This window comes from Dactylosporangium sp. NPDC000244 (genome assembly GCF_040300725.1).
Taxonomy (GTDB): domain Bacteria; phylum Actinomycetota; class Actinomycetes; order Mycobacteriales; family Micromonosporaceae; genus Dactylosporangium.
The window spans coordinates 200,624-217,648 of record NZ_JBEPEH010000021.1; the positions used below are offsets into that span (position 1 = coordinate 200,624).

20 protein-coding genes are annotated in these 17,025 nt (G+C 73.8%); 13 read left to right on the forward strand and 7 right to left on the reverse strand.

Going from position 1 to position 17,025, the window contains the following annotated elements; genetic code table 11:
* Window positions 1–17 precede the first annotated feature (17 nt).
* On the forward strand, window positions 18–1,319 hold the full coding sequence (locus tag ABT369_RS29270; protein ID WP_350616721.1) for an MFS transporter: 1,302 nt from the start codon (window positions 18–20) through the stop codon (window positions 1,317–1,319).
* A 61-nt stretch (window positions 1,320–1,380) separates the two neighbouring features.
* Here the strand turns inward: ABT369_RS29270 and gnd are convergent, their stop codons facing one another.
* The 3 genes from gnd to ABT369_RS29285 all read right to left on the reverse strand — a co-directional run bounded on the left by gnd (window position 1,381) and on the right by ABT369_RS29285 (window position 3,731).
* A complete protein-coding gene (gnd, locus tag ABT369_RS29275) occupies window positions 1,381–2,817 on the reverse strand; it encodes an NADP-dependent phosphogluconate dehydrogenase (protein ID WP_350616722.1) in 1,437 nt (478 codons plus the stop codon).
* Window positions 2,818–2,908: 91 nt separating this feature from the next.
* Window positions 2,909–3,145: a hypothetical protein gene (locus ABT369_RS29280; RefSeq protein ID WP_350616723.1), complete on the reverse strand. Its 237-nt coding sequence runs from the start codon at window positions 3,143–3,145 to the stop codon at window positions 2,909–2,911.
* A 31-nt stretch (window positions 3,146–3,176) separates the two neighbouring features.
* Window positions 3,177–3,731 (reverse strand): TetR/AcrR family transcriptional regulator, encoded by a 555-nt coding sequence (locus ABT369_RS29285; RefSeq protein ID WP_350616724.1) that lies wholly within the window; start codon window positions 3,729–3,731, stop codon window positions 3,177–3,179.
* A gap of 116 nt (window positions 3,732–3,847) precedes the next feature.
* On the opposite strand from ABT369_RS29285, the gene ABT369_RS29290 reads away from it, so the two are divergent.
* Window positions 3,848–4,555 carry a GNAT family N-acetyltransferase gene (locus tag ABT369_RS29290; protein WP_350616726.1) on the forward strand — a complete coding sequence of 236 codons (708 nt, stop codon included), beginning with the start codon at window positions 3,848–3,850 and terminating at the stop codon, window positions 4,553–4,555.
* Here the strand turns inward: ABT369_RS29290 and ABT369_RS29295 are convergent.
* Window positions 4,548–5,651, reverse strand: coding sequence for an LCP family protein (locus ABT369_RS29295; protein ID WP_350616728.1), 1,104 nt, complete (start codon window positions 5,649–5,651; stop codon window positions 4,548–4,550). The two genes, ABT369_RS29290 and ABT369_RS29295, sit on opposite strands and share 8 nt — an antisense overlap.
* Before the next feature lie 31 nt (window positions 5,652–5,682).
* The gene (locus ABT369_RS29300; protein ID WP_350616730.1) at window positions 5,683–6,627 is read right to left on the reverse strand and encodes a sulfotransferase; all 945 of its coding nucleotides are present in this window, start codon (window positions 6,625–6,627) and stop codon (window positions 5,683–5,685) included.
* Window positions 6,628–6,783: 156 nt separating this feature from the next.
* Here ABT369_RS29300 and ABT369_RS29305 point away from each other — a divergent pair, with 156 nt between their 5' ends.
* The 10 genes from ABT369_RS29305 to egtD all read left to right on the forward strand — a co-directional run bounded on the left by ABT369_RS29305 (window position 6,784) and on the right by egtD (window position 14,681).
* The gene (locus ABT369_RS29305) at window positions 6,784–7,221 is read left to right on the forward strand and encodes a DUF3307 domain-containing protein (protein ID WP_350616732.1); all 438 of its coding nucleotides are present in this window, start codon (window positions 6,784–6,786) and stop codon (window positions 7,219–7,221) included.
* Between the two features lie 117 nt (window positions 7,222–7,338).
* Complete coding sequence (locus tag ABT369_RS29310) at window positions 7,339–7,827, forward strand: RNA polymerase sigma factor (protein ID WP_497981873.1); 489 nt, start codon at window positions 7,339–7,341, stop codon at window positions 7,825–7,827.
* The gene (locus ABT369_RS29315; RefSeq protein WP_350616736.1) at window positions 7,820–8,824 is read left to right on the forward strand and encodes a WD40/YVTN/BNR-like repeat-containing protein; all 1,005 of its coding nucleotides are present in this window, start codon (window positions 7,820–7,822) and stop codon (window positions 8,822–8,824) included. Before ABT369_RS29310 ends, ABT369_RS29315 begins: the two co-directional genes overlap by 8 nt.
* Before the next feature lie 77 nt (window positions 8,825–8,901).
* Entirely contained in the window at window positions 8,902–9,402 is a 501-nt protein-coding gene (locus ABT369_RS29320) for a hypothetical protein (protein ID WP_350616738.1), read from the forward strand.
* On the forward strand, window positions 9,399–9,770 hold the full coding sequence (locus ABT369_RS29325; RefSeq protein ID WP_350616740.1) for a thiol-disulfide oxidoreductase DCC family protein: 372 nt from the start codon (window positions 9,399–9,401) through the stop codon (window positions 9,768–9,770). The genes ABT369_RS29320 and ABT369_RS29325 overlap by 4 nt, the downstream gene beginning before the upstream one ends.
* Complete coding sequence (locus tag ABT369_RS29330) at window positions 9,748–10,431, forward strand: TetR/AcrR family transcriptional regulator (RefSeq protein ID WP_350616742.1); 684 nt, start codon at window positions 9,748–9,750, stop codon at window positions 10,429–10,431. Before ABT369_RS29325 ends, ABT369_RS29330 begins: the two co-directional genes overlap by 23 nt.
* A gap of 81 nt (window positions 10,432–10,512) precedes the next feature.
* Entirely contained in the window at window positions 10,513–11,715 is a 1,203-nt protein-coding gene (gene egtA / locus ABT369_RS29335) for an ergothioneine biosynthesis glutamate--cysteine ligase EgtA (protein ID WP_350616743.1), read from the forward strand.
* Entirely contained in the window at window positions 11,708–12,955 is a 1,248-nt protein-coding gene (gene egtB / locus ABT369_RS29340) for an ergothioneine biosynthesis protein EgtB (protein ID WP_350616745.1), read from the forward strand. The genes egtA and egtB overlap by 8 nt, the downstream gene beginning before the upstream one ends.
* Complete coding sequence (gene egtC / locus ABT369_RS29345; RefSeq protein WP_350616746.1) at window positions 12,955–13,707, forward strand: ergothioneine biosynthesis protein EgtC; 753 nt, start codon at window positions 12,955–12,957, stop codon at window positions 13,705–13,707. Before egtB ends, egtC begins: the two co-directional genes overlap by 1 nt.
* Before the next feature lie 2 nt (window positions 13,708–13,709).
* Window positions 13,710–14,681 carry an L-histidine N(alpha)-methyltransferase gene (gene egtD, locus ABT369_RS29350; RefSeq protein ID WP_350616756.1) on the forward strand — a complete coding sequence of 324 codons (972 nt, stop codon included), beginning with the start codon at window positions 13,710–13,712 and terminating at the stop codon, window positions 14,679–14,681.
* A 232-nt stretch (window positions 14,682–14,913) separates the two neighbouring features.
* Here egtD and ABT369_RS29355 read toward each other — a convergent pair whose 3' ends face one another.
* Both ABT369_RS29355 and ABT369_RS29360 read right to left on the reverse strand, forming a co-directional pair.
* Window positions 14,914–15,243 (reverse strand): PadR family transcriptional regulator, encoded by a 330-nt coding sequence (locus tag ABT369_RS29355; RefSeq protein ID WP_350616748.1) that lies wholly within the window; start codon window positions 15,241–15,243, stop codon window positions 14,914–14,916.
* A gap of 29 nt (window positions 15,244–15,272) precedes the next feature.
* Window positions 15,273–15,875, reverse strand: coding sequence for a hypothetical protein (locus ABT369_RS29360; protein ID WP_350616749.1), 603 nt, complete (start codon window positions 15,873–15,875; stop codon window positions 15,273–15,275).
* 199 nt (window positions 15,876–16,074) lie between these two features.
* Here ABT369_RS29360 and ABT369_RS29365 point away from each other — a divergent pair.
* Window positions 16,075–17,025, forward strand: a 951-nt coding sequence (locus tag ABT369_RS29365) for a serine/threonine-protein kinase (RefSeq protein ID WP_350616750.1), incomplete at its 3' end; no start/stop codon positions are given.

The following is a 17,025-nucleotide window of genomic DNA, read 5'->3' on the forward strand; positions in this document are numbered from 1 at the left end:
GTCGGACGATGGCGAGCATGATCCTTGCCGTGCTCTCGGCGGCGCAGTTCCTGCTCGCCCTCGACTATTCGATCGTGTACGTCGCCCTGCCCGCCATCGCCCGCGAGCTCGATCTCGACCTGGCCGCGGCGCAGTGGGTGGTGAGCGCGTACGCGGTGCCGTTCGCGGGCCTGCTGCTGCTCGGCGGCCGCCTGTGCGACCGGCTCGGCGCGGGCCGCGTGTTCCTGACCGCGTCCCTGCTCTTCGGCGCGGCGAGCCTGGCCGGCGGCCTGGCCGGCTCCGGGGCGCTGCTGCTGGCCGCGCGCGGGGTGCAGGGCCTGGCCGCGGCGCTGCTGCAACCGGCGATTCTGGGCCTGATCGGCGCCCGCTTCACGGGTCCGGCACGCACGCGCGCGCTGTCGGTGTGGGGCGCCGTGGGCGCGTCGGGGCTGGCGGCCGGGGTCGTGCTGGGCGGCCTGCTCACGCGGTACAGCTGGCGCTGGACCTTCCTCGTGAACGTCCCCGTGACCCTGGCCTGCGCCGCGGGCGCGGCGATCTGGCTGCTGGGCTCGGCGCCGGCCCGCCCCGCGCCGGCGCCGCTGGCGCGGGTGCTGCTGTCGACGGCGGCGGCGGTCGCCGCGGCCCTGGGCCTGACGCTGGCGGGCGAGCGCGGCTGGTCGGACCCGGCGGCGGTCGCGGTGCTGGCGGGCGCGGCGCTGCTGGGGGCGGCGATCGTGCGGCCGGCCGCCCGGCTGCGCCCGCCGTCGCTGCGGGCGGGGTCGCTGGCCGCCGCGCTCTACATGGCCAGCGTCGGCTCGGAGTTCTACGTCGTGACGCTGATGCTGCAGGACCGCGACGGCTTCGCGCCGCTGGAGGCCGGGCTCGCGTTCCTGCCGCTCGCCGCGCTCGTCACGGTCGGCAGCTCGCTCACCGCGCGGCTCGTGCGCCGCTTCGGCGCCGCGCGGACGCTCGGCGGCGGGTTCGCCGTCGCCGCCGCGAGCCTGGCGTGGCTCGCGATGGCCGCCGGGACCGGCTACCCCGGCGGCGTCCTGCCGGGGCTCCTCGTCAGCGGCGCCGCGCACGGGGTCGTCTACACCGCGATGTTCGTGCTCGGCGCGCGTGACGTGCCCGCCGAGCGGCAGTCGTCCGCGGGGGCGACGATGACCACCGCGCAGTACCTCGCCGGGGCCGTCGCCGTCGCGCTGCTCACGCTGCCGTTGCGCACCGGCGCGTATGCGATCGCGTTCTGGCTCACCGCCGCGGCGGCGGTTGCCGGAGCCCTCGTCGCGCTCCGGCAACCACAAGACGACCGCGGCCCCGGTCTCGCTCCGCTTTCATGACCGTACCAGGACCGACCTAACCGATCATGTCCATGAATGCGGAACGTGGACCAGGCGACTACTACGCGCTGTGCTCCTTCTTGTCGCCGGCCCACTCGACGTGGAAGGTGCCCTCGCGGTCGGTGCGGCGATACGTGTGCGCGCCGAAGTTGTCCCGCAGGCCCTGGATCAGCGAGGCGGGCAGGCGCTGCGCGCGCAGGCCGTCGAAGTACGACAGCGACGACGAGAACGCCGGGGTCGGGATGCCCGCCGCGGCGGCCGCGGCCACGACCCGGCGCCAGGCCGGCACGCCGGCGTTGACGGCGTCGGCGAAGTACGGCGCGACCATGAGGCTCTTGAGCCCGGGGTTCTCGTCGTAGGCCTCGCGGATGCGGTTGAGGAACCGGGCGCGGATGATGCAGCCGCCACGCCAGATCGTCGACACGGCGCCGCGGTCGATGTTCCAGCCGAACTCCTCGCTGCCGGCCTGGATGTGGTCGAAGCCCTGGGCGTAGGCGACGATCTTCGAGGCGTACAGCGCGGCGCGCACGTCCTCGATGAACTGGTCGCGGTCGGTGATGTCCAGCGCCGCGACCTCGGTGCCGAAGGCGGAGCGGGCGGCCTCGCGCTGGTCGGCGTGGCCGGACAGCGAGCGGGCGAAGGTCGCCTCGGCGATGCCCGTGATCGGCACGCCCAGGTCGAGCGCGCTCTGCACGGTCCAGCGGCCGGTGCCCTTCTGCTCGGCCTGGTCGAGCACGATGTCGACGAAGGCCTGGCCGGTGTCGCCGTCGATCTGGGAGAGCACGTCGGCGGTGATCTCGATCAGGAACGACTCGAGGTCGCCGGTGTTCCAGGTGCGGAAGATGTCGGCGATCTCGGCCGGGGTCGCGCCGAGCCCGGCCCGCAGCAGGTCGTAGGCCTCGGCGATGAGCTGCATGTCGGCGTACTCGATGCCGTTGTGGACCATCTTCACGAAGTGCCCGGCGCCGTCGGGGCCGACGTGGATGCAGCACGGGGTGCCGTCGACCTTCGCCGAGATCTTCTCGAACATGGGGCCGAGGGTCTGGTACGACTCCGGGGAGCCGCCGGGCATGATGCTCGGGCCGAGCAGGGCGCCCTCCTCGCCGCCGGAGACGCCGGTGCCGACGAAGTGCAGGCCGTGCTCGCGCAGCGCCTGCTCGCGGCGGCGGGTGTCGGCGAAGTGCGCGTTGCCGGCGTCGACGATCATGTCGCCCTCCTCCAGGAGGGGCACGAGCTCGTCGATGACCGCGTCGGTGGGGCCGCCGGCCTTGACCATGATGATGACGGCCCGCGGGCGGGCCAGGGAAGCCACGAAGTCGGCCATGGACTCGCTCGGCACGAAGGTGCCCTCATCCGCGAACTCGTCCACCAGGCGGCGGGTGCGCTCGTACGAGCGGTTGTGCACGGCGACGGTGTAACCGTTGCGGGCCAGGTTCCGGGCCAGGTTACGGCCCATCACCGCGAGACCGGTCACGCCGATCTGCGCCAGGTCGGACATCTGCGATGCACCTCATCCAGTCGAGCTCTCTGCCCCGGGCCACCGACCACTACCCCGTGATCAAGGACCGAAGCGCGCGTCGACCCGAAGGCTACAGGAGGTGTTTGCGCACCATGAGCGTGATGCTGCGGTCACAGAAGGCCACAAGGTCCCACGAGATTCGCATTCTTTCCGATGTACTGCCCCAGAAGCGCCGCCGCGGCTCGACCACGAGCGCCGCGATCTCCCGCGCCCCGTCCCGCCCGACCGTCATCTCGATGCCGTCCACCGTTCCGATGGGCAGCCCGGCCAGATCCACGACCGGCTTGTGCAGCAGATCGACACCCATGCACCGCTCGATACCCGGGCGTCATGATCGACTAACGAGCGCGCACGCCGTCCAGGGCGACGGTCAGCACGCGCTCGCGCTGCGCCTCGTCGACGTATCCGCCCGCGGTGAGCCCGGAGACGAGTCGCAGCAGGTCATCGGTGCTGACGTCGCGCCGCGCGGCCCCGGACTCCTGGGCGCGGGCGAGCAGCGGCTCGAACGCGGCGTACATGGCCTCGCGGGCACCCCGCACCATCTCGGAGTCGCGGTTGATCTCCTCGTAGATGGCGCGCTTGGTCGCGACGTAGCCGACGAACCGGCGCAGCCAGGCCGCGACCGCGTCCCACGGCTCCAGCCCGGCGACGTCGTCGGCGGCGCGGCACAGCGCGTCGAGCTCGCCCAGGTACACCGCGTCGAACAGGTCCTGCCGGGTCGGGAAGTTGCGGTACAGCGTCCCGATCCCGACCCCGGCGCGCCGCGCGATCTCCTCGAGCGAGGCGGTGGTGCCGTGCTCCGCGAAGGCGTCCCGCGCGGCGGCGATGAGCGCGTCGAAGTTGCGCCGCGCGTCGGCCCGCTGCGGCCGCCGCACCCCGCCCTGCGTCTGCATCCGGTCACCTTCTATCGGAGGTAAGCCTCCACTTTAGCACCGGAAACCGGGCGGGCAGCGTGCGTTCACCGATGCATATCGGCAACCGTACGGTTGGCATGACCTACGCTGCGCGGATGGACGGGGATGCGCTGCGGATGGCGGCCGGGAACGCGGCCGAGTTCTGGACCCGGGTCGCCCGCGCCCGCGGCCACGAGACACGCCGCGGCGACGGCTGGTTCGCGGTGCTCGACGACGAGCGCGGCAGCCTGCGCGTGCTCACGCTGGCGGCCCGCGGCGCCGAGGACTTCGCGGCCCTCATCCAGCGCCCCGGACGGGTCCTGGTCGAGGACGCGTTCGGGGCGGTGAGCCTGGCCGAGCAGGGCTACGACCGGCGCCCGATGCCGGTGATGCTGCGGCGCCCGGCCCGGCCCGCCGGCGAGCCCCGCGTCCCCGTGCGCCGGATCGGGGCGGACGAGCTGCACGTCGCCGAGCGGCTCGTGGTCGAGGAGTTCCCGCTGGAGCTCTTCCAGCCGTACGAGCGCGGCGTCGTGCTGCCCGAGGACCTCCTCACCGGCGTCGAGGTCTACCTCGCCGAGCTCGACGGCGAGCCGGCCGGCGCGTGCGTGGCCGTCCCCGAGCCCGAGGTCGTCGGGGTGTACTGGGTGACGACCGGCACGGCCTTCCGTTCCCGGGGCGTCGGGCGCTCGCTCATGCACGCGGTGCTGCGCCGGTTCGACGACCGCCCGATGACGCTCACGGCCTCGCGAATGGGGCGGCCGCTGTACGAGTCCCTCGGCTTCGAGCACCTCACGCAGGCGAGCTGGTGGTCCGGCCTCAGATGACCCACGACGGATTGCGGCGCGCGAACTCGGCCAGCCGGTCGTCGCGGGCCGCGGCGAAGAGCGCCGACGTCGTCGAGTCCAGGTTCTCGTAGTCGCGGCCGCCGCGCTGCTCGGTGTGGAACCGGCCCGCGTTCGTGCGCAGCAGGGTCAGATCCCCGGGGCCGATCGCGCGCAGGCGGACGATCCAGTCGGTCACCGAGGCGCCGTTGCCGTCGAAGGTGAGCGAGTCGCCGACGGCCGTGATCGCGCGGTTCAGGGCGATCGGGTTCGCGAGCACGCCGGCCGACGTCACCTTCTCCGCGATCGCGCGCAGCAGCTGCTGCTGGTGGCGCTGGCGGCCGTAGTCGCCGTCGGGGATCAGCTCGCGCTGGCGCACGTAGTCGAGGGCCTCCCAGCCCGCGAAGTGGCGGCAGCCGACGTGGTACACCTGCGCCCGGACCCCGGCGATGCGCTCCGGGCGGAACGAGGGCGGGATCAGGCGGTACGGCGGCGTCTCCCTCCCCGAGGCGTCCCACCCGATGTGCACCGAGGTCGTCTCCTCGTCCACGCACAGCTCGACCCCGCCGACCGCGTCGACGACCTTGCGCAGGCCGGCGAAGTCGATGATCGCGCCGGCGTCGAAGACCAGGCCGGTGAGCTGCTGCACGGTGCGCGCGAGCAGCTCGAAGCCGCCGAGCGCGAAGGCGGCGTTGAGCTTGTCGGTGCCGTGGCCGGGGATGGCGACCCGGGTGTCGCGGGGCAGCGAGATCAGGAAGGCGCGGTCGCCCGACTCGGTCACGTGCACGATGATCACGGTGTCGGCGCGAGCGCCGGCCCGGTCCTCCCCCGGGCGCGCGTCCAGGCCGGCGAGCAGCAGGTTGCGCCCGGGCTCGGCGTCGAGCCGGCGCTGCACGTCGGCGCCGGGGCGCCCGTCCGGGCCGGCGGACAGGCGCGGCGCGGACTGGATGTCGATCTGGCGGGGCGGCCCGCGGTGCTCGCGGCCGGTGTCGCCGAGCAGGTCCGCCTCGCCCACCCGGCCGACGTAGTGCTGCCAGGTCAGGGCGCCGCCGAGCGCGACCGAGAGCACGACGGCGGCCGTGACGAGCCACGCCTTCACCACGGTCACATCGGCCGCGGCCGGGAGCGCTTTAGCTGTCCTTGTACCCGTACCGGTGGCGCAGCGGCACGGTGACGGCGCCGGTGAGGTACCGGTGCCGCGTCGCCATGCCCGTGGTCCACTCGTCGTCGAGGCGCAGCGCCACCGGCCCGGAGTGCATGCGCATCGGGTTGCCGGAGACCTGGTGGGTGCGCGGGACCACCACCTCGCCCCGCTCGCCGACCGGCAGCGCGGCCGCCGGCACCCCGCTGAGCTCGGTGATCGCGCGCACGGTGGCCTCGGGGTCGGCGATGAGGTCCTCGTACCGGAAGCGCAGGTAGGACAGGCCCGAGCGGCGCGCGATGCGCTCGGTCGCGAGGTTCCAGGCGGACCAGTACAGCGCCGTGAACCCCGGGTGCATGCGCGGCATCTGCGCGCCGTTCGGGGCGTCGGGGTCGTGGCGGTGCCGCTGCCAGGAGTAGGCGACCGCGCGCGGGTCCCGCACGATGTGGGCCACGCGCACGTCCAGCGTGGGCGACTGGAGCAGTGCGGTGAGGTACGACGGGAACTTCGAGGAGTCGACGACCACCCGGGCCCCGCTGACGGCCACGATCGCGCGGTAGAGGCGCTCGAGGGTCTCGTAGTACCACAGCAGGCGGTCGGCGTCCGGCGGGCTGGCCGGCTTCAGCAGCAGGCCGGGCAGGTGGCGGGTGCGGAACCGGCGCGACGCGGCGTCGAGGGCCTCGGCGGTCGCGTCGTCGGGCATCCCGCCGAACGTCTCGCCGAGCACGTCGACCCAGAACTCGCAGGAGCGCAGGGGCGTGCCGCAGGAGCACCGCCGGTTCTGCAGCAGCCCGCGCTCCCAGAGGAACTTGAGCTCGCCGACGCCGACCAGTCCGGGGACCTGGTCGAGCAGGCTCTCGGCGAGCGTGCTGCCGCTGCGCCCCCATCCGGCCAGGTAGAGCACGCGGGTCGTCGGGCTCGGGTCGCTGCGCACCTTGACCCAACGGCCGACTTGTCCGCTTAGTTACGCATATCGCCAGGTACGACCGGGTGACGCGACCGAGGACACATGTGTTCTGTCGCGTTCGGCGTAGAAGTCGGCCATCGGCGGGCGGATGATCGGAACTCCCGTCGATGTGAGGAGCGGCCCATGCCGGACGACACGCTCACCCGGTCGGTCGTCTTCGCCGTCGTGCTCGTGGCGCTCCTGGTCGGTCATGCGGTCGGCGATCACGTCGCCCAGACCGACCATCAGGCCGGGCACAAGGCGGAGCGCAGCGCGGCCGGCTGGCGTGCCCTGGCCGGCCATCTGCTCAACTACCACCTCGTGGTCACCGCGGTGCTGCTGCTGACGACGTTCGCGCTGCGGCTGCCGCTGTCCCCCCTCGGGGTGGCCGCCGGCCTGACCTTCTCGGTGCTCACCCACGGCTGGCTGGACCGGCGCTGGCCGGTCCGCGCGCTGCTGCGGTCCACCCGCTCGGCCGGGTTCGCGGAGGCGACGACGCCCGTGTGCGGGATGTACGTCGCCGACCAGGCCCTGCACCAGCTCGCCCTGCTGGTGACGGCGCTGATGATCGCGGCGCTGTGACGCGAAAAGCCGGGCGCTTCGCGCCGCGACTTTTCGGATTTTTCGCCCGTCGGGTCACATGCCGGTTCTTCACCGATTCCCGAACGCCTGCAGCGATCCGGTGCGCCCGCGCGTGACATGGACATGCCCGAGCCGCCCTTCAGCGAGTTCTACGGCGCGCACTTCCAGCGCATCGCCGTGCAGCTCTACGCCTATCTCGGCGATCACGCCGAGGCCCAGGACCTCACCCAGGAGGCGTTCTGCCGGGCGCTGGAGCAGTGGCCGCGGATTCAGCGGTACGCCGACCCGGCCGGCTGGGTGCGCCGCGTGGCCTGGAACCTGGCCACGAGCCGGCTGCGACGGCTGCGCACCGCGATCGGGTTCCTCGCCCGCCAGCGCGAGCAGCACGTCGACGGCCCGACCCCGGACCGCGTCGCGCTCGTCGCGGCCCTGCGCGAGGTGCCCGCGGCCCAGCGGCGCGCGCTCGTGCTGCACCACCTCGGCGGGCTCGGCGTGGCCGAGATCGCCGAGCAGGAAGGCGTCGCCGAGGGCACCGTGCGCTCCTGGCTCACCCGCGGCCGGGCCCGGCTCGCCGCCCAGCTGACCCCGGAGGCCCGGCATGCCTGACACCCTGGTCGAGGACGAGTTCGCGCGGTTCGCCGAGGCGTTCACCGGGACGTTCCGGCCGGTGCCGGCCGAGGCGATGCCCCGGTGGCGGCGCACCCGGCGGCGCGGGGCGCTGTGGCTGGCCGGCCTCGGCGCGGCCCTGGTCGCGGCCCTCTCGCTCAACGCGCTGCAGCCCGCGGCCCGGCCCGCCCCGGCACCGTTCACCGATCGGGTGGTCCGGCTGGAGGGCGCCCGCGGCGAGATGGCGGTCGGGTTCGCCGGCCGCTCCAACGGCTGGGTCACGTTCAACGACTGCCGGGCCGGCGGCGACTGCGAGCACTTCCTGGGCCGCACCACCGACGGCGGCCTGACGTGGCGCCGGGTCGCGCTGCCGGAGCTGCCGGCACAGGGCCGGCTGGTGGCGCGCCCCGGACCGGCCTCCGCGCTCATCGGGGTCACCGGGTCGCCCACCACCGTATGGGAGACGAACGACGGCGGCCTGACGTGGCGGAGCATCGTCACCGACGGCACGTCGGCGATCGTCGTGCCGCCCTCCCGCGAGATCAGCGGCTCGTGGAAGGTCACCCACGACGGGCTCGAGTCGCACGCGTTCCACTCCCCCGACCGCGGCTCGACCTGGCGCGGGCTCGAGCCCCCGGTCGGCGCCGAGGCCGAGGTGCGGGTGTCGGCGGACGATCGGGACGCCTGGGCGATCGCCGCGCGGCCGACACGGGCCTGGCGGCTGACGCCGGAGGGCACCGAGGCCGAGCCGGAGCTCCCGGCCGGGGCCGACCCGTCCATGATCAGCGCGGTGGGCGAGGGCGGCCTGCTGATGCTCGTGCCGGGGCGGGGCGTGGGCGTCTGGCGCGGCGGCACCTTCACCCCGCTGCCCGCGCCGCTGCACGAGGCCGCGCTGCCGATAGTCCTGAGCGACGGGGCGATCACGCTCTCCATGCCCGACGGCACCCTGATCGTCGGCGGGGAGCACGAGCAGTGGGTGCGCTACACCCATCCGTGACGGGAAGCACAGTTGAACACGTTCAGGAGCTGGTCTACCGTCTAGTTGAACACGTTCAGATAGAACGGAGGTCAGGAATGGAATACCTGAAGCTCGTCACCTACCTGCTGTACCTCGCGGTCAGCATCGTGCTCACGGTGTGGGTCGCCCGCACGCTGCTCAAGAACGGCCAGGTGTTCCTCGACGACGCGTTCGCCGACGAGCGCCTGGCCACATCGGTCAACCACCTGCTCGTGGTCGGCTTCTACCTGCTCAACCTCGGCTACGTGGCGGTCGCACTGAAAATCAGCGAGCCGATCACGGACGAGAGCGGGGCGGTGGAGGCCCTCGCGATGAAGCTGGGCACGGTCCTGCTGGTGCTCGGCGCGGTGCACTTCTTCAACCTGTTCGTGCTCAGCCGCTTCCGCCGGCGCCGGCTGCTGGAGCAGTCCGCGCCGCCGGTCGAGCCGACCCGCACCATCGCGCCGCTCACCGCGCCGCTGCACATGCGGCCGCCGCTGATGCCGCCGTTCCCGCCCCCGCCGGGGCCGCGCCCGGAGCCACGTCCGGAGCCCGGCGAGATGCCGCCACCGCAATGATCACCCGGCTCACCGTCCTCTACGACGATGGCTGCCGGCTCTGCCGCACGGCGAGGACCTGGCTCGGCGGCCGGGCCCAGATCGTCCCGCTCGAGTTCGTCGCGGCGGGATCGCAGGAGGCGCGCCGCCGGTATCCGGCGCTCGATCCGGACGAGACCCTCGCCGACATCACCGTGGTCGCCGACGACGGCGGCGTGTACGTCGGGGATGCGGCCTGGCTCGTCTACCTCTGGGCGCTGGACGGCTATCGGGGGCTGGCGGCGCGCCTCTCCCAGCCCCACCTGCGGCCGATCGCGCGCCGGGTGGCGCAGTCGGCCGGGAACCTGCGCGGATATCGTCAGGACTGTGGTGAAACCTGCGACACCTGACACGCCGGAGACGGGCCGCGGCGAACAGACCAAGCGGCTCATCGTGGACACGGCGGTGCGGCTGTTCCGCGACCAGGGGTACGACAAGACCACCATGCGGGGCATCGCGCAGGCCGCCGGCGTCTCGGTCGGCAACGCCTACTACTACTTCCCCTCCAAGGATCACCTGGTGCAGCAGTTCTACGCCACGGTCCAGGAGGACGCCGCGGCCGCCGTCGCCGAGGCCCTGGCCGAGCCGGGCCCCTTCGACGAGCGGCTGCGGGTGGCGCTGACCGGCATGCTGGAGACGATGACGCCGTACCACGCGTTCGCCGGCAAGTTCATCAAGACCGCCGTGGAGCCCGGCTCGCCGCTGAGCCCGTTCAGCGCCGAGTCGGAGCCGGCCCGGGAGCGCTCGATCGCGGTGCTGCGCCAGGTCGTCGAGGGCGCCACCACGAAGATCGACGCGGAGCTGAAGCCGGACCTGCCCGAGCTGCTGTGGCTCGGGCAGATGGGCATCACCCTCTACTGGGTCCACGACACGTCACCCGATCAGGCGAAGACCCGCCTGCTCATCGAGCGCGCGGTGCCGCTCATCGACCGGCTCGTCACGCTGGCCCGGATGCCCGGCCTGAAGTCGGTGACCAGGGAGGCGCTGAAGATGTACCGGCTGCTGAAGTAGCGCTGCACGTAGTCGTACGGTAACCAGTTGTTCAACGGCAGCGTTCGCCGATCCCCGAATCCCGGGGTAGCGTCGGCTCCCATGGCGACCTTGCAGGGCACCCGCACGGCCGCCGACCACGACGCGGTCATCGCCGAGATCGAGCAGGCCGAGGGCTACATCGCATCGATCTGCTTCAAGACCGGGCCACCCGCGGCGGTCGGTGTCGAACTCGAGTTCACCGTTCACCAACGCGAGGATCCGGCCGCCGCGCTGGACCCCGCCCGGCTCTGCCAGGCCCTCGGCGATCACGCACCGCCGACCCTGCGGGCCGACTCCCCGGCGCTCCCGCTGCGCAGCGGCGGCAGCGTCACCCTCGAGCCCGGCGGCCAGGTGGAGATCTCCAGCCTGCCGCACGCCTCCCTGATCGAGCTCCACACGGCCGTCAGCGCCGATATCGAGCAGCTCACCGCCCTGCTGGACCGGGTCGGCCTGGTCCTGGGCGACACCGGCACCGATCCGCACCGCCCACCGAGGCGGATGCTCTCCACCCCCCGGTACGACGCGATGGAGGCGGCCTTCGACCGTCGCGGCATATCCGGAAAAATCATGATGTGCTCGACGGCGGGCCTGCAGGTCTGCCTCGACCCGGGCCCCGCGCACGAGCTCCCCGACCGCTGGGCCGCGGTCCACGCGCTCGGCCCCCCGCTCCTGGCCCTGTTCGCGAACTCGGCGCGCTTCGCGGGCGCGGAGACCGGCTGGGCCTCGGCGCGGCAGCGGGCCTGGCGGGGCATCGACCCGTCCCGGACCCGGGCCGTGGCCACCGACGGGCAGCCCTCCGCCGGCTGGGCCCGATACGCGCTGGCCGCGAAGCTGCTGTGCGTCCGGCGGCCCGACGGGGCCTGGGACACCCCGGCCGGGGTGACGTTCGCCGACTGGATCCGCGGCGCACTGGAGACGAGGCCGACGTACGCCGACCTGGACTACCACCTCAGCACCCTCTTCCCGCCGGTGCGCCCGCGCGGGTACCTGGAGATCCGCTACCTCGACACCCAGCCCGGGCGCGCCTGGTTCGCGCCCGCGGCGCTGCTGCACGCCCTGCTCGCCGACCCGGCCACCGTCTCGCGGGTCCTGGAGCTGTGCGCGCCGGCCGCCGGGCGCTGGGTGGAGGCGGCCCGCGACGGGATGGCCGACCCGGTGCTCGCCCGGGCCGCCCGAGCCGTGCGCGAGCTCGCCCTGGCGCGGCTGGACCTGCCGCCGCACCTGACCGAAGACGTGCTCGAAGGGAGTACACGCAATGGCTGACCTGCGGGATCGCGTCGCCCGGGAGCTCGAGCGGACCCGGGCCCGTTCCGCCGGGCTGACCGAGGCGGTCGACGACGGCGACCTGGTGCGCCAGCACTCGCCGCTCATGTCGCCACTGGTCTGGGACCTGGCGCACATCGGCAACCAGGAGGAGCTGTGGCTGGTGCGCGACGTCGGCGGCCGGGAGCCGGTGCGGGCCGACATCGACCACCTCTACGACGCCTTCAGGCACGCCCGCAAGGACCGGCCCGCGCTGCCGCTGCTCGGGCCGAAGGAGGCGCGGGCCTACGTGGCGACCGTGCGCGACAAGGCGCTCGACGTGCTTGAGCGCGTACACCTGGAAGGAAGACGGCTGACCGAGGACGCCTTCGCCTTCGGGATGATCGTGCAGCACGAGCAGCAGCACGACGAGACCATGCTCGCCACCCACCAGCTGCGCGCCGGCGACCCCGTGCTGTCCGCGCCGCCCCCGCCGGAGTCCACTGTGGACGTGCGCGGCGAGGTGCTGGTGCCGGGCGGGCCGTTCACCATGGGCACCTCGACCGAGGCTTGGGCGCTGGACAACGAGCGGCCCGCGCACACCGTCGACGTGCCCGCGTTCTGGATCGACCGGGCGCCGGTGACGAACGGGCAGTACGCCGCGTTCCTGGACGAGACCGCGGCGAATCCCCCGCTGCACTGGAGCCGCGACCCGGGCGGCTGGCTGGCGACCGGGTTCGGGCGGACCGCGCCGATCGTCCCCGGCGCGCCGGTCGTGCACGTGTCCTTCCCCGAGGCGCGGGCCTACGCGGCGTGGGCGGGCCGGCGGCTGCCGACCGAGGCCGAGTGGGAGAAGGCGGCGCGGTGGGACCCGGCGACCGGGCGTTCGCGGCGGTACCCCTGGGGTGACGAGGATCCCGGCCCGCAGCACGCGAACCTGGGCCAGCGGCACCTCGCCCCGGCGCCGGTGGGCGCCTATCCCGCGGGCGCCTCGCCGCTGGGCGTGCACCAGCTCATCGGCGACGTGTGGGAGTGGGTCGACAGCGACTTCGCCGCCTACCCGGGCTTCACCGCGTTCCCCTACCGCGAGTACTCGGAGGTGTTCTTCGGCCCCGAGTACAAGGTGCTGCGGGGCGGCTCGTTCGGCACCGACGCCGCCGCCTGCCGGGGCACGTTCCGCAACTGGGACTACCCGATCCGCCGGCAGATCTTCAGCGGCTTGCGCACGGCCCGCGACGCCACGCCCTCGGAGCTCGCCTAGTGTGCCGGCACCTGGCCTACCTCGGGCCGCCGATCCCGCTGTCGGATCTGCTGTTCACCCCGCCGCACTCCCTGGCCCGCCAGTCGTGGGCGCCCCTGGACATGCGCGGCGGCGGCACCATCAATGCCGACGGGTTCGGCGTCGGCTGGCGGCAGGACGCGGCCTTCGTACGGTACCGCCGCGACACTCCACTGTGGAGTGATGCCGGGCTGCCGGCGCTGGCCGCCGCGACCAGCTCCACGGCGGTGCTCGCGGCGGTCCGCTCGGCAACGGTCGGCATGCCGGTCATCGAGACGGCCGCCGCGCCGTTCGCCGAGGGCCGCTGGCTGTTCTCGCACAACGGCAGGGTGGCCGGCTGGCCGGACAGCGTGACGGCCCTCGCCGCCGGGCTGCCGGTCCGCGACCTGATCACCCTGGACGCCCCGACCGACAGCGCCCTGGTGTGGGCCCTGGTCCGGGCCCGCCTGCGCGACGGCGCCGCCCTGGACACGGCCCTGGCCGGGGTCGTCGCCGACGTGTCGGCGGCTGCCCCCGGCTCCCGCCTCAACCTCCTGCTCACCGACGGCGAGACGATCGCCGCCACGACCGCCGGGCACTCCCTGTCGTATCTGTCCACCGCGGAGGGGGCCGTGCTCGTCGCTTCCGAACCCCTCTCCCCCGACCCCGCCTGGACTGCCGTCCCCGACCTGTCCCTGCTCGTCGCGGCCCCGCCGGCCGTGACGATCATCGCGCTGGAAGGTGCTCTCACGTGACGCTGCCGGACGCTGACCTCGAAGTCCATCTGACCGACGCCGACCTCGCCGCGGGCCTGCGGGAGGATGCCCGCCGCGGGCTCGCCGCGAACCCGAAGTGGCTGCCCCCGAAGTACTTCTACGACGCCCGCGGCAGCGAGCTGTTCGAGGAGATCACGCGGCTGCCGGAGTACTACCCGACGCGCGCCGAACGCGAGATCCTGACCGCCCGCGCGGGGACGATCGCCCGGCTCACCGGGGCCAAGACGCTCATCGAGCTCGGCTCCGGCTCGTCGGAGAAGACCCGCCTGCTGCTCGACGCCCTGCGCGAGCACGGCACGCTCGGCTCGTTCACCCCGCTGGACGTCTCCGGCGCGGCGCTGCGCCACGCGCTGGGCGACCTGCGCCGCGAGTACCCGGACCTGCACCTGCACGGGATCGTCGCCGACTTCGTGCACCACCTGGAGGTCCTGCCCGAGGCCGGCACCCGGCTGGTCGCGTTCCTGGGCGGCACGATCGGCAACTTCACGCCGGCCGAGCGGGCCCCGTTCCTGGCCGCCCTGCGCGGGCGCCTGGCCCCGGGCGAGTTCCTGCTGCTCGGCGCCGACCTGGTGAAGGGCCCGGAGGTGCTGGTCCCGGCCTACGACGACGCCGCGGGCGTGACGGCCGAGTTCAACCGCAACGTCCTGCACGTGCTCAACCGCGAGCTGGGCGCGGACTTCGAGCCGGACGCGTTCGCCCACGTCGCCGCGTGGGACGAGCAGCGGGAGTGGATCGAGATGCGCCTGCGGGCGCTCGCGCCCATGCGCGTGCGGCTCGACGCCCTCGACCTGGAGATCGGCTTCGCGGCCGGCGAGGAACTGCGCACGGAGGTGTCGGCCAAGTTCCGCCGCGAGGGCCTGACCGGGGAGCTGGCGGCCGCGGGGTTCACGGTCCGCGACTGGTGGACGGACCGGGCGGGCCGCTTCGCCCTGACCCTCGCCGCGGCCGTCTAGCCGGGGCGACCGATCCGGCATGTCCTATTTGCCGGAGTCACTGACGGCGACCGGATGTCGCGGTTTCAGCGCCGCGTCAGGGGCCTGGGCCAGGGTATGGAGCGGCGGATCCCGCCCCACCACCGCCGGCACCGTCCGGCATTCGAGAACCGAGAGGATGAACACAATGCGCAACCAATGGGCCGGCCCGACCCGTTGACAGGGACCCTGTGCACAGCCGGCTCCGCGCGGGTCAGCGGGCCTCAGCCGCCCGCAGCCGGAGCCGCTTCGCGGCCGCCGCGGCGTTGCGGCGCTGGCGCTCGGCATCGGCCGCCAGCGCCGCGGCGCCGCTCTCGGTCAGCCGGTAGTAGCGCCGGTGCCGCCCGTCGACGACCTCCGAGCCCTCCGGTGCGACGAGACCCTCGGCGGTGAGGCGGTCGAGGGCGGCGTAGAGCGTGCCGGCCGGAAGGACCACCCGGCCTCCGGAGAGCTCGGTGACCTCCTGAATCACGGCGTAGCCGTGCATGGGCCGCACCGCGAGGGCGGTCAGGATCAGGAAGGTCGGCTCCCGCATCGGGGTCATGCCGATCTTTATACGGCTTTTTGCCCCGATCAGGTCGCCCGGTGCCGGGCCCTCGCGACGGCCGGGCCCGGCAGCTCGCGAATGCGCGGGCCGGGCTGGCGCGGAATGTGACCGGTCGGCTCCGCCGCGTGCGCGCCCCGCCGGTCGTCCGCCGCGTGCGCGCCCCGCCGCTCGTCCACCGGCGGCGCGTACGCGGGCTCGGTGCCGAAGACCGCGCGGGCGTAGACCGGCTCGGCCGACGGGTAGCTCGCATGCACCGTGGCGTACGCGGCCGGCGGGTGCATCTGGTAGGAGCCGGTGCCGCCGAGCTGGCGGGCCGCCGGGTGCGGCCGCATCCCCGGGCGGGGACCCGGACGGGTGACGGCGAAGCGGACGGTGCCGATCGCGCCCCGCACCAGCAGCACGGCCGGGGCCAGCAGGACGAACGCGTTGATGTAGACGAACCCGCCGAACATCATCACCTCGGCCGCCCACGCCGCCATCGCGGTGCCGAGGATGAGGCAGACCACGCGGTACAGCGCGGTGTTGCCCGGCAGGAAGGCCGCCCCGAACACGGCGAGACCGCCGATGAGGTACGCCAGGAGCATCAGCTCCCCGCGGGTGCCACCGAACTGCAACAGGGTCTCGCCCACCGAAGCTCCTCCATGACCATCTCGCAACCGACCTGCAACCACGGTAGGCGAGCACCCGTGCGCGCACTGTCATGTGATCGGCCGGGGCGCCTGCCGGATGAGGGGACGGCCGGGTTGCGGGCCGTCGGAAATCTGTCCGGCGACACACACCGGCGAGGGGTGTGCGTCACGGAGAGATCCTTCGGGTACACAATGGTGCATGACCGCCGCGCCCCCCGTCGTCGCCAACCGTTACCGCATTCTCGAGCCGCTAGGTGTCGGGGGCATGGGGCGGGTGTGGCGAGCCCGGGACGAGACCCTCCATCGCGACGTCGCGGTCAAACAGATCGTCCTGCCTCCCGAGCTGCTCGACAGCGCCCGGGACGTGGCCATGGAGCGCACGCTGCGCGAGGCGCGGGCGGCGGCGCGGCTGAGCCATCCCAACGTGGTGCGGGTCTACGACGTGCTGGCGGCCGAGGGGCAGCCGTGGCTCGTCATGGAATACGTGCGGTCGCGCTCGCTCGACCAGGTCATGCGCGAGGACGGGCCGCTGCCGGTGCGCCGGGTCGCCGAGATCGGCCTCGCCGTGCTCGACGCGCTGCGCGCCGCCCACCGGGCCGGGGTCGACCACCGCGACATCAAGCCCGGCAACGTGCTGATGGCCGAGGACGGCCGCGTGGTGCTCACCGATTTCGGCATCGCCCGCGTCGAGGGCGAGGGCCACGTGACGCGCACCGGCCTCGTGCTCGGCTCGCCCGAGTTCATCGCGCCCGAGCGCGCCCGCGAGGGCATCGCCGGACCGGCGAGCGACCTGTGGTCGCTGGGCGCCACCCTGTACGCCGCCGTCGAGGGCCGCTCCCCGTTCGGCCGCGGCTCCGCGATGGAGACGCTGACCGCGCTCGCGTCCGAGGAGGCCGACCCGCCCCAGCGCGCGGGCGCCCTCGCCCCGGTGCTGCGCGCCCTGCTGCGCAAGGACCCGAAGGCCCGCGCGGACTTCGCCCAGACCGACGAGCTGCTGCGGCGGGCGCTGCTGCGGCCCGAGGAGGCGAAGAAGAAGCGCTCGTGGCTCAGCGGCTGGGGCCGCACCGAGGCCCAGGCGCCCGCGGTGCCCGCCCAGCGCACGCCGCCGACCCGCCCCGAGCACCTCGTCCGCCCGATCCCACCGTCCGCC

Coding starts and splice junctions, on each gene's coding strand:
- gnd (WP_350616722.1), bottom strand. CDS start 2,817: ATGTCCGACCTGGCGCAGATCGGCGTGACCGGTCTCGCGGTGATGGGC.
- ABT369_RS29280 (WP_350616723.1), bottom strand. CDS start 3,145: ATGGGTGTCGATCTGCTGCACAAGCCGGTCGTGGATCTGGCCGGGCTG.
- ABT369_RS29270 (WP_350616721.1), top strand. CDS start 18: ATGATCCTTGCCGTGCTCTCGGCGGCGCAGTTCCTGCTCGCCCTCGAC.
- egtA (WP_350616743.1), top strand. CDS start 10,513: ATGGCGACCTTGCAGGGCACCCGCACGGCCGCCGACCACGACGCGGTC.
- egtB (WP_350616745.1), top strand. CDS start 11,708: ATGGCTGACCTGCGGGATCGCGTCGCCCGGGAGCTCGAGCGGACCCGG.
- ABT369_RS29320 (WP_350616738.1), top strand. CDS start 8,902: ATGGAATACCTGAAGCTCGTCACCTACCTGCTGTACCTCGCGGTCAGC.
- ABT369_RS29310 (WP_497981873.1), top strand. CDS start 7,339: ATGGACATGCCCGAGCCGCCCTTCAGCGAGTTCTACGGCGCGCACTTC.
- ABT369_RS29325 (WP_350616740.1), top strand. CDS start 9,399: ATGATCACCCGGCTCACCGTCCTCTACGACGATGGCTGCCGGCTCTGC.
- ABT369_RS29315 (WP_350616736.1), top strand. CDS start 7,820: ATGCCTGACACCCTGGTCGAGGACGAGTTCGCGCGGTTCGCCGAGGCG.
- ABT369_RS29290 (WP_350616726.1), top strand. CDS start 3,848: ATGGACGGGGATGCGCTGCGGATGGCGGCCGGGAACGCGGCCGAGTTC.
- ABT369_RS29355 (WP_350616748.1), bottom strand. CDS start 15,243: ATGACCCCGATGCGGGAGCCGACCTTCCTGATCCTGACCGCCCTCGCG.
- ABT369_RS29285 (WP_350616724.1), bottom strand. CDS start 3,731: ATGCAGACGCAGGGCGGGGTGCGGCGGCCGCAGCGGGCCGACGCGCGG.
- ABT369_RS29305 (WP_350616732.1), top strand. CDS start 6,784: ATGCCGGACGACACGCTCACCCGGTCGGTCGTCTTCGCCGTCGTGCTC.